Origin of the sequence: Streptomyces sp. McG3, from assembly GCF_018619185.1 — a bacterium.
In the GTDB taxonomy this organism is placed as follows: domain Bacteria; phylum Actinomycetota; class Actinomycetes; order Streptomycetales; family Streptomycetaceae; genus Streptomyces.
Map to the genome: position 1 here is coordinate 1 of NZ_JAAXYC010000215.1, position 13,540 is coordinate 13,540.

Genomic DNA, 13,540 nt, shown 5'->3' on the forward strand with positions numbered 1-13,540 from the left:
GCGGGGCGCGGCGGCCCCGGGGGGACCGGTCCCGGGAAGAGGGGAAGGCGCCCCGGCCGGGCCCGGGTGCGCCGCCCCCGGGCCGCAGGGTCACGGCTGTTCCCGGCCACCGACCCGTCCGGCCTCGGCCATGAACGCCTCTGGTCCGGACCACGGCCGCCGCCACCCGCGTCGCCGGGCGCCACGAACGCACCGTTTGGCCTCATTCATCCCTCGTGGCATATCGCGCCCCGTGGCGGATCTATGCCATGTCCCTGACTCGCCTCCGTCAACTCTCCACAAACCCCTGTCATTTACGACAGGCTGAGCGGTCATCCGGTACCGAATTCCGGACTCTCTCTTTCAATTACAGGGATGCTGATGACCAAGGAATCCCCCAGCTCCATACCCGGGGCCAGACGCGCGGCACGTATCGCGGCCGCTGCCGGACTGGCGGCCGCACTCGCCGCCTCCGGCGCCGCTCCGGCGTTCGCCGCCGAGGACCCGGCACCGGCACCCGTCAAACCGGCCGCCACGAGCGACCGGGGCGACAAGCTCGGCAAGGCCGACGCCGATGTCCTGGCGAAGGCCGAGGCCAAGGGCGAGAAGAGCGTCACCATGATGGTCGCCACCACCCCGGGGGCGACCGAGCAGGTCAGCAAGCAGCTGGACGCCGTCGAGGGCTCCGTGCTCGGCCGGACCTACGACAAGCTCGGCTACGTCCGGGCGACGGTCCCGACCAGCCGCGCCGAGTCCACCATCAAGGCGGCCTCCAAGCTCTCCTCCGTCCTCGGCATCGATCTCAAGCAGGAGATCAAGCTGGACGACCCGACGCCCAAGGGCGACCGGGCCGCCGGAGCAAAGCAGCCGAAGGCCACGGGCAGTTACGCGGCGCCGAACAAGAAGACCCCGGCGAAGAACCCGTACAACCCGTCGTTCGAGACGGGCGCGGTCGACTTCGTCGAGAAGCACCCGACGGCCGACGGTCGCGGGATCACCATCGGCGTCCTGGACTCCGGCGTCGACCTCGGTCACCCGGCCCTGAAGAAGACCACCACCGGCGAGCGCAAGATCGTCGACTGGGTGACCGCGACCGACCCGGTGAACGACGGCGACGGCACCTGGCTGGAGATGTCCCAGTCGGTGGCCGGCCCGACGTTCACGTCCGGCGGGAAGACCTACTCAGCGCCGGCGGGCAGCTACAAGTTCGCCACGTTCGCCGAGGCGGCCACCACCGGCGGCGAGATGGCGGGCGACCTCAACCGCGACGGTGACACCACCGACGTCTGGGGCGTGCTGTACGACCCGGTCACCGGCACCACCCGGGTCGACCTGAACAACAACGCGGACTTCTCCGACGACACGGTCCTCAAGCCGTACAAGGACAAGTTCCAGGTCTCCTACTTCGGTGAGGACGACCCGCGCACCCAGGTCGTCGAGCGCATCCCGTTCGTCGTCGAGACCCGCAGAGGCGTGGTCCTCGACGCCTCGGGCGCGAAGGCGGACTTCGTCAACATCGGCGTCATCGAGGGCGCGCACGGCACCCACGTCGCGGGCATCACCGCGGCCAACGGGCTGTTCGGCGGCGAGATGAACGGCGCCGCCCCCGGCGCCAAGATCGTCTCCTCGCGTGCCTGCACCTGGTCCGGCGGCTGCACCAACATCGCGCTGACCGAGGGCATGATCGACCTCGTCGTCAACCGCGGCGTCGACATCGTCAACATGTCGATCGGCGGCCTGCCGCCGCTGAACGACGGCAACAACGCGCGCGCCGAGCTGTACAAGCGGCTCATCGACATCTACGGCGTTCAGCTGGTCATCTCGGCCGGCAACAGCGGCCCGGGGCTCAACACCATCGGTGACCCGTCCGTCGCCGACCACGTGATCTCGGTCGGCGCGTCGATCTCCAAGGAGACGTGGGCGGCCAACTACGGCTCCAACGTCACCAAGAAGTACGACATGCAGCCCTTCTCCTCGCGCGGTCCGCGTGAGGACGGCGGCTTCACGCCGGTCATCGCGGCGCCGGGCGCGTCCATCAACACCACCCAGACCTGGGCGCCGGGCGGTCCGGTCAAGGAGGCGGGTTACGACCTGCCGGCCGGCTACTCCATGCTCCAGGGCACCTCGATGGCCTCCCCGCAGGCGGCGGGCGCCGCCGCGCTGCTGCTGTCGGCGGCGAAGCAGCAGGGCATCGAGCTTCCCCCGGCCGACCTGCGCACCGCGCTGACCAGCACCGCGACCCACATCGAGGACGTGCCCGCGCACGCCCAGGGCTCCGGTCTGATCAACATCGTCAAGGCGTGGAAGCAGATCGCCAAGCAGGGCAAGCCCGCGCACGAGTTCTCGGTGAAGGCCCCGGTCGACACCGCGATCGACTTCGCGCTCAAGGACCCGGGCTTCGGTACCGGCCTCTACGACCGCGAGGGCGGCCTGAAGACCGGCGAGACCAAGGTCTACGACGTCGTCGTCACCCGCACCACGGGCCCGGACCGCAACGTCCAGCACAAGCTGTCCTGGAAGAACAACGACGGCACCTTCGAGCTCAGCAGCCCCCAGTACGTCTCGCTGCCGCTCGACACGCCGGTCAAGCTCAAGGTCAAGGCGAAGGCGAAGTCCGCCGGCGTCCACAGCGCCATCCTGCGGGTCGACGACAAGAAGACCTCCGGCGTGGACCACCAGATCATGACCACGGTCGTCGTCGCCCACGAGCTGCAGCAGCCCGGCTACGCCTACAAGGCGTCCGGCTCGGTCCAGCGCAACGGCACCACGTCGTACTTCGTCAACGTGCCGGAGGGCGCGAAGACCCTTGAGGTCGCCCTCAGCGCCCTGCGCTCGGGCAGCCAGACGCGGTTCGTCTCCCTGCACCCGTACGGGACGCCGGTCGACCCGACCACGACGACGTTCTGCTACCCGAACTACGAGAACCCGGCCAACACCTGCCGCCCGGACGCGCGTTCCTACAAGGACCCGCAGCCCGGCGTGTGGGAGATCGAGGTCGAGGCGCGTCGTACGTCGCCGCTGCTGGACAACCCGTACAAGCTGGATGTCTCGCTGCTCGGCACGACCTTCGACCCGGCTGTGCAGACCATCGCCGAGGCGAAGATCGGCACTCCCGCACCGGTGAACTGGACGGTCACCAACAGCGCCGCCGCCCTCCAGGGCAAGCTCCAGGGCGGCTCGCTGGGCTCGGCCAAGGTGGCGAAGCCGTCGATCTCGACGGGCCAGACCCGTGAGACCACGGTCACCATCGGCGCGGGTGTCGAGAAGCTCGACATCGCCATCGGCGGCACCTCGGACACCAACGCGGACATCGACCTGCTCGTCTTCCGGGGCGCCACGCAGGTCGGCAGCTCGACCAGCGCCGGCTCCGAGGAGACGGTCAGCCTGCTCAAGCCCGCAGCGGGCACCTACACGGTCGTCGTCGACGGCTACTCGGTCCCGTCCGGGACCACCACGTACGACTACCGCGACGTCTTCTACTCGGCGTCGCTCGGCACGCTCAAGGTCGACTCCACCAAGGCCGTGAACCTGGCCAACGGTGCGTCCGCCCAGGTCGGCGCCGAGGTCGTGGTCGCCGGGGCGGCTCCCGAGGGCCGGCAGTTCTTCGGCGAGGTCAAGCTGGTCAACACGCGCGGCACCGCCGCGGGCACCGGCAGCGTCGTGATCGAGAAGGTCACGCCGTAGCGGGTCCCATCGGGCCGTAACGGAAGGCATTCCACCGTACGGATCCCCTCGTCACGACGGCGGGGCGGGCGCTCTCACGGGCACCCGCCCCGCTGTGCGTGTTCCTCGTCACACCCCCCGACCGCCGCCGCAGATGTTTCCCCCCGCGCGCACGGACGTTGCAGAATCTGCGGTCCTCGCGCGAAGAGTCCGCAGGTCGGACAATGGATTGGACAAGGCGGGCCAGGACATACGCATCATGGAGCGGCAAACGGGCCGCACAGCCGCACGGGCGGGCAGCCGCCGGACGTGCAGAACAGAGGAGTCCTCGTGAAGGTCGGAATCGTCGGCGCCACCGGTCAGGTCGGCACAGTCATGCTCAGGATCCTGGCCGAGCGGGACTTCCCGGTCGACGAGCTGCGGCTGTTCGCCTCGGCCCGGTCCGCGGGCTCCACGATCGACTTCAAGGGCTCCGCCGTCACCGTCGAGGACGCCTCCGCGGCCGACTACACGGGCCTGGACATCGTGCTGTTCTCCGCCGGCGGCGCGACCTCGAAGGCGCTGGCCGAGAAGGTCGCCGCCCAGGGCGCCGTGGTGATCGACAACTCCTCCGCCTGGCGCAAGGACCCCGAGGTCCCCCTCGTCGTCTCCGAGGTCAACCCGCACGCGGCCCGGGTCCGCCCGAAGGGGATCATCGCCAACCCGAACTGCACGACGATGGCCGCGATGCCCGTGCTGCGCCCGCTGCACGACGAGGCCGGCCTCGAAGCGCTGACCGTCGCCACCTACCAGGCCGTGTCCGGCTCCGGCGTCGCCGGTGTCGCCGAGCTGCACGGCCAGGCGGCCAAGGTCGTCGCCGAGGCCGAGAAGCTGGCCCACGACGGCGAGGCCGTGGACTTCCCCGAGCCGGCCGTCTACAAGCGCCCGATCGCCTTCAACGTGCTGCCGCTGGCGGGCTCCATCGTGGACGACGGGTCGTTCGAGACGGACGAGGAGCAGAAGCTCCGCAACGAGTCCCGCAAGATCCTGGAGATCCCGGAGCTGAAGGTGTCCGGCACCTGCGTCCGGGTCCCGGTCTTCTCCGGCCACTCCCTCCAGATCAACGCCCGCTTCGCCCGTCCGATCGGCGTCGAGCGCGCCTACGAGCTGCTGAAGGACGCCGAGGGCGTCGAGCTCTCGGAGATCCCGACCCCGCTCCAGGCGGCCGGCAAGGACGCCTCCTTCGTCGGCCGTATCCGGGTCGACGAGACGGTCAGCCACGGTCTCGCGCTGTTCGTCTCCAACGACAACCTCCGCAAGGGCGCGGCGCTGAACGCCGTGCAGATCGCGGAGCTGGTGGCGGCCGAGCTGAAGGGCTGACCCGCGGCGTCACGCGTACGGGGAAGGGGCGGCCACCGGTGTCCGGTGCCCGCCCCTTCCCCGTACCCGTACCCGTACCGCCTCAGCTTCGCCGCACCTCGAAGTGGAAGCAGCCGTACTCCACGGCCCGCACGTGCACCAACGCCACCTCCGGGTCCGCGAACGCCTCGTCGAGGGCCGCGTCGACACCCTTCTCCGGGTCGGCCGGGATCTCCAGCAGCCGGCCGCCCACGATGTGCCCCCGGGCGTCGTAGCGGCGCACCGCGCGCAGCGCGCCCGCCCGCGCGAAGGGGTACCCGGCCCGCTCCGGTTCCGGGCCCGGGCACGCCTCGGCGTGGATGAAGACGGGCCCCTGCTCGTCGTACGCCCCCGGGCTCGCCCCGGTCGCGGCGGCCCAGCGGCGCAGCGGGGCGTAGGAGACGAGGGCGATGCGCTCCCCCGGTGCGTTGCCGCGCAGACAGCAGCGCAGGGGGTGGCCGCCCTCGGTCGCGGTGTACGGGCGGCAGGGCCGGCCCGCGTCGTCGGTGGCGCGGAGTCCGGCGAGAGCGGCGGGGTCGATGGCGCGTGGCTGGTGTCCGGTCATGGTCCGAGCGTGTCCCGGTGAGCGGTCCGCGTCCGGCGGAAAACGGACATCGCGCTGGGAGCACGTGCGTGGAAGGATGGGCCGAAACGCCGCTTATCAAGTCGCACACCTAGGAGATGACCGCGTGCCTGGCACGAATCTGACCCGCGAAGAGGCACAGGAGCGGGCGCGCCTGCTGACCGTGGACGCGTACGAGATCGATCTCGACCTCTCCGGGGCGCAGGAGGGCGGCACCTACCGGTCCGTGACCACCGTGCGCTTCGACTGCGCGGAGGCGGGTGCGGAGTCGTTCATCGACCTGGTCGCCCCGGCCGTCCACGACGTGGTGCTGAACGGCAAGGACCTGGACGTGGCCGCCGTGTTCCGCGACGCGCGGATCGCCCTGCCGCATCTGCGCGCGGGCGCCAACGAGCTGAAGGTCGTCGCCGACTGCTCGTACACCAACACCGGTGAGGGCCTGCACCGGTTCGTCGACCCGGTCGACGAGCAGGCCTATCTGTACACGCAGTTCGAGGTCCCGGACGCGCGCCGCGTCTTCGCCTCGTTCGAGCAGCCCGACCTGAAGGCGACCTTCGCGTTCACCGTGAAGGCCCCGTCCGGCTGGACGGTCATCTCGAACTCCCCGACGCCGGAGCCGAAGGACGACGTCTGGACCTTCGAGCCGACGCCGCGCATCTCGACGTACATCACGGCCCTCATCGTGGGCCCGTACCACGCGGTGCACAGCAGTTACGAGAAGGACGGCCAGTCCGTCCCGCTCGGCATCTACTGCCGCCCCTCCCTCGCGGAGTACCTGGACGCGGAGGACATCTTCGCCGTCACCCGGCAGGGCTTCGCATGGTTCCAGGAGAAGTTCGACTACGCGTACCCGTTCGCCAAGTACGACCAGCTCTTCGTCCCGGAGTTCAACGCGGGCGCGATGGAGAACGCGGGCGCGGTCACCATCCGCGACCAGTACGTCTTCCGCTCCAAGGTGACGGACGCGGCGTACGAGGTGCGGGCCGAGACCATCCTGCACGAGCTGGCCCACATGTGGTTCGGCGACCTCGTGACGATGGAGTGGTGGAACGACCTCTGGCTGAACGAGTCGTTCGCCACCTACACCTCGATCGCCTGCCAGGCGGACGCGGCGGGCTCGAAGTGGCCGCACTCCTGGACCACGTTCGCCAACTCCATGAAGACCTGGGCGTACCGGCAGGACCAGCTGCCCTCCACGCACCCGATCATGGCGGACATCCAGGACCTGGACGACGTCCTGGTCAACTTCGACGGGATCACCTACGCCAAGGGCGCGTCCGTGCTCAAGCAGCTCGTGGCGTACGTCGGCAAGGACGCGTTCTTCCAGGGCGTCCAGGCGTACTTCAAGGCGCACGCCTTCGGCAACACCCGTCTCTCCGACCTGCTGGGCGCGCTGGAGAAGACCTCCGGCCGCGACCTGAAGACCTGGTCGAAGGCGTGGCTGGAGACGGCGGGCATCAACATCCTGCGCCCGGAGATCGAGACCGACGCCGATGGCCGCGTCACCTCGTTCACCGTGCTCCAGGAGGCCCCCGCGCTGCCCGCCGGCGCGAAGGGCGAGCCGACGCTGCGCCCGCACCGCATCGCCATCGGCTGTTACTCCATCGACGATGCCGCGGACGGCAAGCTGGTGCGCACCGACCGGATCGAGCTGGACGTCGACGGCGAGCGCACCGACGTGCCCGCCCTGGTGGGCAAGGCCCGCCCGGCGGTCGTCCTGCTCAACGACGACGACCTCTCGTACGCGAAGGTCCGCCTCGACCCCGAGTCGCTGCGGGTCGTCACCGAGCACCTGGGCGACTTCACCGAGTCGCTGCCGCGCGCCCTGAGCTGGGCCTCGGCCTGGGACATGACGCGTGACGGCGAGCTGGCCACCCGCGACTACCTCTCCCTGGTGCTCTCGGGCATCGGCAAGGAGTCGGACATCGGGGTCGTGCAGTCGCTGCACCGCCAGGTGAAGATGGCACTCGACCTGTACGCGGCGCCGGAGGCCCGTGAGGCCGCGCTGATCCAGTGGACCGACGCCACGCTGGCCCACCTGCACGCGGCGGAGCCGGGCAGCGACCACCAGCTGGCCTGGGCCCGCGCCTTCGCGGCCACCGCCCGCAACCCGCAGCAGCTGGACCTGCTCCAGTCGCTGCTGGACGGCACGGAGGCCATCGAGGGCCTGGCCGTCGACACCGAGCTGCGGTGGGCGTTCGTGCAGCGGCTGGCGGCCACCGGGCTGCTGGACGAGGAGGAGATCGCCGCCGAGTACGAGCGCGACAGGACGGCGGCGGGCGAGCGCCACGCGGCCTCCGCGCGGGCGGCCCAGCCCACCGAGGAGGCCAAGGCCGAGGCGTGGGCCTCGGTCGTGGAGTCCGACAAGCTGCCCAACTCGCTCCAGGAAGCGGTCATCAGCGGCTTCGTCCAGACGGACCAGCGCGAGCTGCTGGCCCCGTACACGGAGAAGTTCTTCGCCGCGGTGAAGGACGTCTGGGACTCGCGCAGCCACGAGATGGCCCAGCAGATCGCGGTGGGCCTCTACCCGGCCCTCCAGGTCTCCCAGGAGACGCTGGACGCCACGGACGCCTGGCTGGCCTCGGCCGAGCCGAGCGCGGCCCTGCGCCGGCTGATGTCGGAGTCGAGGTCCGGTGTGGAGCGCGCCCTGAAGGCCCGGGCGGCGGACGCGGCGGCCACCGCGTAGCGGCAGCACGTACGGCCCTGGGGGCGTCCTCTTCGTCGCGGCGGAGGGGGCGCCCCTTCGCGGTTGTGCCTACTCCGGCCGGGGAGCCACCACCAGGGGCCGGTCCTCGCCAGACCGGACCAGCGCCACGGCCTCCTCCGCCGGACTCCCGGCGGGCGCCGTCAGGACGAGGGTGACCTCCGATTTCCCCCGGGGAGTGCGGTATCGGGTGCGAACGCCGCAGGTTAGCCCGTGCCGCGCGCGCCGCCCGTTCGGCTGCCGCCGGCGCGCTGCCGGGGCTCCCGTGGCCTACGGTCCGAAGGGTCGTCGCAGGAAGCTTCGGTCGCAGGCCACGGGAGGGTTCGGATGCCCGGCTTCGCCGCCGTGCCGGTCGCGCTGGCGCTGTGCGCGGGTCTGCTGACGGGCCCGGCCGCGCAGGTGACCGGCCGGCCGGACTGCCGGGCGGGTCCGGCGGGCTGCTACGGCCTCTACACGTACGGCTACAGCCTCGGGCTGCATCCGTTCACCAGCGCGGACGAGGTCCGGGAGCAGCTGACCGACCACTTCTGGCTGTTCCCGGTCAGCGGCGACTGCGCGGGGCGGATCCGGGCGGGGGCGCGCTGCGAGCTGCTGGGCGGCAATCCGGTCGAGGTGGAGTACATCGGGAACGACTTCTTCCAGATCAACACGCTGCCGGGGCACCAGTTGGGCCGGGGCACGCACATCCGCTTCGCCTTCTCGCGGACCCTCGGCTTCCACTCCCTGACGGTCCGGGCCTGGCAGGACCGGCCCACCGACTGCACGGGCGAGGCCTTCTGCAACACGGTGAACCGGGTGTTCGCCTGGGGGACCTGGCGGGTGCTGGCGAAGACGTTGCGCTTCTCCGCGTACGTCGCCTGAGCCGCCGCCCGGTGTGGAAACCGCCCGGCGGGCGGGCGCAGGAGCGCAACCGTCCGCCGGGCGGGAACTGGGGGGTGCCGGCCCGAGGGTTACGAGGTCACGCGCCCGACTCCTCGTAACGGCGGGTCAGCTCGGCCGCGCCGGACTCCGTGAGCGTGCCGTGCAGGCGCATCCGGGCCACACCGCCGTCGGGGAAGGCGTCGAGGCGGACATGGGTGACGACGGCCTGGGCGCGCAGCACGAAGCGGTGGAGGGTGTCGGGCTGGAGGCGGGTGCGCGGGACGATCTCGAACCACTCGCCGGTGTCGCCGTTGCGGCCCTGGAGGGCGATCCAGCCGGCGGAGTTGCCCTTGAGGTAGGCGGTGTCGATCTCGATCGCGCGGACCGCGCCCTGGGCGGGGAGGCGGAAGCGGACCCAGTCGTTGGTGTCGCGGACCCGGCGGCGGCGGTTCTCCCAGCCGTCGTCCATCTTGCGGGAGGTGCCCGGCAGGATGATCTGGGTGGGCGAGGAGTAGAAGCGGTCGGAGGCGTCCTCGTACGTACCGCCGTTGAGCACCGAGATCAGGTCGATGGTGCCGAGCGCGGCGAGCCAGGCCGGGTCCGGGACGACCTCACCGTGCACGCGGAGGCGGGCGATGCCCCCGTCGGGGTGCTGGCAGAGGCGCAGGTGGGTGTAGCGGCGGCCGCCGGTGATCTCGAAGGCGTTGGCCGCGTGGCCGCGTACGGGCGTGGACGGGAGGATCTCCTCCCACTTCACGTCGTCGGCGAGCAGCTGCTCGGGGCTCGGGGCGCCCTCGACGGAGGTGGCCTGTACCGATACGCGCTGCGGGTAGTTGCCGCGGAAGTGGGCGGTGTCGACGATCAGGCCGCGGATGATCCCGGGCGCGCCGAGGCGGACGATCGCCCAGTCGTGGTCCCCGGGGGCCGGGAAGGGGGTCTCGGCGCCCGCGCCCCTGCGGCGGCGGGTCTCCCAGCCGTCCATGATCTTGCCCTTGTGCCCGAAGTGCTCGGGGTCGAAGACGGCGCGCTCACGGATCAGCAGGTTCTCGCGCTCGGCGAAGAACTCGTCGTTGGCGGCGATCACGCCCGCGCCGAGGCGGCGGTCGGCGAGGTCGACCAGCTCGGTGAAGGGGAGGTCTCCGGCTTCGCGGTAGTCGGCATACGGGTCGCCGCCGCCGTAGGGCGCGGCGTCATTGGCGTGGGGGTCGGTGTCGGGGTCCTGGAATGTGGTCTCGCTCGCGTCGAAGGTCATGACTCCTACCTTCGCGCCACCGGACCCATCAGGTCCATCGAAAGTTTTCGCAGGTATCTTTCAGCTCAGCTGAATGATGTGGCGACGCTGGTGAGTGCCGTGAGGACCCGGGCCACCGCCGGTCCGCTCGAAGCCCCGTGCCGGACGGCCGCCACCACGTGGCGGCGCGGCCGGTCCGCCTCCAGCACCCGCATCACCACGCCCTCGCGACGCTCCCGGGCGGCCATCCGGGGGACCAGCGCGACGCCCATGCCCGCCTCGACCAGGGCGAGGATCGCGGTCCACCCGGCGGCGCTGTGGGCCTGCTCGGGGACGAAGCCCGCCGCCGCGCAGGCGGCGGTGGTGATCTCGGACCAGGGTCCCGAGCCGCCGAAGATCCAGCGGTCGGCGGCGAGGTCCGCGAGCCGCAGCGCGGGTGCGCCGGCCAGCGGATGGCCGGCGGGGAGCGCCACGTCCAGCGGGTCGACGAGCAGCGGGAAGAGGCTGAAGCGGGGGTCGCGGGCGGTGGGCGCGTGGGCGGCCAGCGACAGGGCCAGGTCCACCTCTCCCGCGGTGAGCAGCTCGTAGGCCTGGGCGGCCTCGGCCTCCCTCACGCGTACGTCGGGCCCCGGGCGGTCCTCGGCGCGCAGCAGCCGGACGGCGGGGACGACGAGGGCGGGCACGGCGGTGGAGAACGCGGCCACCCTGACCTCGCCCGCCTCGCCGCGCAGATAGCCGGTCAGTTCGGCCTCCGCCCGCTCCAGCTGGGCGAAGACCGCCTCCGCGTGGCGCAGGACGAGATGGGCGGCGTCGGTGAGACGGACGCGGCGGCCCTGGGCCTCCAGGAGGTCCACGCCGAGCTGCTTGGCCAGGTTGGTGAGCTGCTGGGAGACCGCTGAGGGGGTCATCAGGAGGGCCTCGGCGGTCGCCGTCACCGTGCCCCGGTCGCGCAGGGTGCGCAGGATACGGAGCTTCTTGACGTCCCACTCGGTCATGGGCGCAACCTACCGGCCCGGCGTGGGCCGCGTTCCCGCCCCGGGCCGTGCACACGTACGGGGCCGGACGCACGGATGCGCCGCGCGGTAGTCGCTACCGGCGGCGCACCCTTCGCGCATGGCGTACGTGTGCGGGTCAGACCTGCTTCTTGGACTTGTCCAGGACCATGACCAGGGCCGTGATCACCACGAACAGGGCGATGGGCGCGACGACGTAGAGACCGATGGTCTCGATCGCGCTCAGGCGCGGAGCCGGGTCGTCACCGTCGTCGGGCGTGAGCGCGAGCGCCGGGCTCGACATGAGCAGCATCATCAGCGTCGTCCCGGCCGCAACGACGCCGGCGCGCATAGCGTTCTTCTTGTCCACGGTGCCAACGTAGCGAACGCCTAGGGACGGCGCTCGCCCGGGGGTGCCGTATGAGGCTTTCGGGGCCGCAGGACGTCCATCAGCGCGTGCAGCCGGGGGGAGGCGGCGATCTCCTCCAGGGTGACCGGATGCCCCTCGGCGTCGGCGATCGGGAGGCGCCAGTTGGGGTACTGGTCCCAGGTGCCGGGGAGATTCTGCGGGCGGCGGTCGCCCACGGTGTCGGGGAGCCAGACACCGGTCATCCGGGCGGGGGTCCGCAGCAGGAAGCGGTGGACGGCCCGGACGGCGGCCTCCTCGTCGCCGTCGCCCTCGGGGAGCATCCGCAGCCGGGCCAGGAGGGCCAGCCACTCGGCGGTGTCGGTGACGTCCTCGGTCAGCTCCTCCTCCAGGGAGCGCGTGAGCAGGCCGAGGCGGTGGCGCAGCGTCACATGGTCGCCGGTCAGCCGGGCGGCGGTGGAGGGCAGATCATGGGTGGTGGCGGTGGCCAGGCAGTCCCGGCGCCACCGCTCCGGGGCGAGCGGCCGTCCGTCGCCGTCCCAGTCGCGTTCGAACCAGAGCACCGAGGTGCCGAGCACGCCGCGCCGGGCGAGCGCCTCGCGGACCCCGGGCTCGACGGTGCCGAGGTCCTCGCCGACGACGACGGACCCGGCCCGGTGGGCCTCCAGGACGAGGACGGCGAGCATCGCCTCGGCGTCCTGGGCGACGTACGTGCCGTCGGTGGGCGGGCTGCCCTCGGGCACCCACCAGAGCCGGAACAGGCCCATGACGTGGTCGATCCGCAGGGCTCCGGCGTCGGCCAGCAGTCCGCGCAGCAGGCCGCGGTAGGCGGCGTAGCCGGTGGCGGCGAGGACGTCGGGGCGCCAGGGCGGCAGGCCCCAGTCCTGGCCGCGCGCGTTGAAGGCGTCGGGGGGCGCGCCGACGGACATGCCGTGGGCGAAGGCCTCCTGCTGGGCCCAGGTGTCGGCGCCGGCCGGGTGCACGCCGACGGCGAGGTCGTGGACGATCCCGACGCTCATCCCGGCGTCCTCGGCGGCCCGCTGGGCGGCGGCGAGCTGGGTGGCGGTCAGCCAGGCGAGGCGGCAGTGGAAGTCGACCCGGTCCAGCAGCCCGGCCCGGGCGCGGGCGGTTCCCGGGGAGCGGGGGTCGCGCAGGGCCTCGGGCCAGGCGTGCCAGTCGGGGCCGTGCACCTCGGCGAGCGCGCACCACAGGGCATGGTCCTCCAGCGCCTGGCCCCGCTCGGCCAGGAAGTCGCAGTAGGCGGCGCGGCGGCCGGGGGTCAGCGGCACCTCGACGACCAGCTCCAGGGCCTGCCGCTTCAGCTCCCAGACGGCGTCCCGGTCGATCAGCGCGCCCTTGTTCAGCACGGCCTCGCTGAGGGCCGCGGCTTCCTGCCGGAGGTCGTCCAGGGCGGCCCGGTCGCGGACGTGGCCGTATTCGGGGATCGACTCGACGCGCAGGTGCACCGGGTCGGGGAAGCGGCGCGAGGAGGGGCGGTACGGGGACGGGTCGGTGGGGTGCCCGGGGACGGCCGCGTGCAGCGGGTTGACCTGGACGAACCCGGAGCCGAGGGTCCGCCCGGACCAGGCGGCGAGGTCGGCCAGGTCACCGAGGTCGCCCATGCCCCAGGAGCGGGCGGAGAGCAGGGAGTAGAGCTGGACCAGGAAGCCGTGGGAGCGCTCGGGCGGCTGCGGGACTCGGGCCGGGGCGACGACGAGGGTGGCCGTGGCGCGGCGGTGGTCCGGCGTACGGACGTGGACGCGGTGGACGCCGGGGGGCGGGG

General features: G+C 72.1%; 9 protein-coding genes. 4 read left to right on the plus strand and 5 right to left on the minus strand.

Translation table 11 applies throughout. The annotated features are described in order from the left end of the window. Window positions 1-354: 354 nt before the first annotated feature. Entirely contained in the window at window positions 355-3,663 is a 3,309-nt protein-coding gene (locus HET64_RS27415) for a S8 family serine peptidase (RefSeq protein WP_215109834.1), read from the plus strand. 309 nt (window positions 3,664-3,972) lie between these two features. Next, entirely contained in the window at window positions 3,973-5,001 is a 1,029-nt protein-coding gene (locus HET64_RS27420) for an aspartate-semialdehyde dehydrogenase (protein ID WP_215109835.1), read from the plus strand. Window positions 5,002-5,083: 82 nt separating this feature from the next. On the opposite strand, the gene HET64_RS27425 is transcribed toward HET64_RS27420, so the two are convergent. Beyond that, window positions 5,084-5,584, minus strand: coding sequence for a DUF1203 domain-containing protein (locus tag HET64_RS27425; protein WP_215109836.1), 501 nt, complete (start codon window positions 5,582-5,584; stop codon window positions 5,084-5,086). A 124-nt stretch (window positions 5,585-5,708) separates the two neighbouring features. Here HET64_RS27425 and pepN point away from each other — a divergent pair, with 124 nt between their 5' ends. Together pepN and HET64_RS27435 are read left to right on the plus strand one after the other, a co-directional pair. Continuing rightward, window positions 5,709-8,288 (plus strand): aminopeptidase N, encoded by a 2,580-nt coding sequence (gene pepN / locus HET64_RS27430; RefSeq protein ID WP_215109837.1) that lies wholly within the window; start codon window positions 5,709-5,711, stop codon window positions 8,286-8,288. 345 nt (window positions 8,289-8,633) lie between these two features. Further along, window positions 8,634-9,167 carry a hypothetical protein gene (locus HET64_RS27435; protein WP_215109838.1) on the plus strand — a complete coding sequence of 178 codons (534 nt, stop codon included), beginning with the start codon at window positions 8,634-8,636 and terminating at the stop codon, window positions 9,165-9,167. 97 nt (window positions 9,168-9,264) lie between these two features. Here the strand turns inward: HET64_RS27435 and alc are convergent, their stop codons facing one another. The 4 genes from alc to malQ form a co-directional block, all read right to left on the minus strand. Next, on the minus strand, window positions 9,265-10,419 hold the full coding sequence (alc, locus tag HET64_RS27440) for an allantoicase (RefSeq protein WP_215109839.1): 1,155 nt from the start codon (window positions 10,417-10,419) through the stop codon (window positions 9,265-9,267). A 65-nt stretch (window positions 10,420-10,484) separates the two neighbouring features. Then, window positions 10,485-11,393 (minus strand): LysR family transcriptional regulator, encoded by a 909-nt coding sequence (locus HET64_RS27445; protein WP_215109840.1) that lies wholly within the window; start codon window positions 11,391-11,393, stop codon window positions 10,485-10,487. Between the two features lie 136 nt (window positions 11,394-11,529). Further along, entirely contained in the window at window positions 11,530-11,742 is a 213-nt protein-coding gene (locus HET64_RS27450) for a hypothetical protein (RefSeq protein WP_215109842.1), read from the minus strand. A 38-nt stretch (window positions 11,743-11,780) separates the two neighbouring features. After that, a partial coding sequence (gene malQ, locus HET64_RS27455; RefSeq protein WP_215109841.1) for a 4-alpha-glucanotransferase occupies window positions 11,781-13,540 on the minus strand: 1,760 nt, incomplete at its 5' end.

What these genes read in the sequence shown, in the direction of transcription:
- HET64_RS27435 (WP_215109838.1), top strand. Translation starts at nt 8,634, where the DNA reads ATGCCCGGCTTCGCCGCCGTGCCGGTCGCGCTGGCGCTGTGCGCGGGT.
- HET64_RS27415 (WP_215109834.1), top strand. Translation starts at nt 355, where the DNA reads ATGCTGATGACCAAGGAATCCCCCAGCTCCATACCCGGGGCCAGACGC.
- HET64_RS27425 (WP_215109836.1), bottom strand. Translation starts at nt 5,584, where the DNA reads ATGACCGGACACCAGCCACGCGCCATCGACCCCGCCGCTCTCGCCGGA.
- alc (WP_215109839.1), bottom strand. Translation starts at nt 10,419, where the DNA reads ATGACCTTCGACGCGAGCGAGACCACATTCCAGGACCCCGACACCGAC.
- HET64_RS27445 (WP_215109840.1), bottom strand. Translation starts at nt 11,393, where the DNA reads ATGACCGAGTGGGACGTCAAGAAGCTCCGTATCCTGCGCACCCTGCGC.
- HET64_RS27450 (WP_215109842.1), bottom strand. Translation starts at nt 11,742, where the DNA reads ATGCGCGCCGGCGTCGTTGCGGCCGGGACGACGCTGATGATGCTGCTC.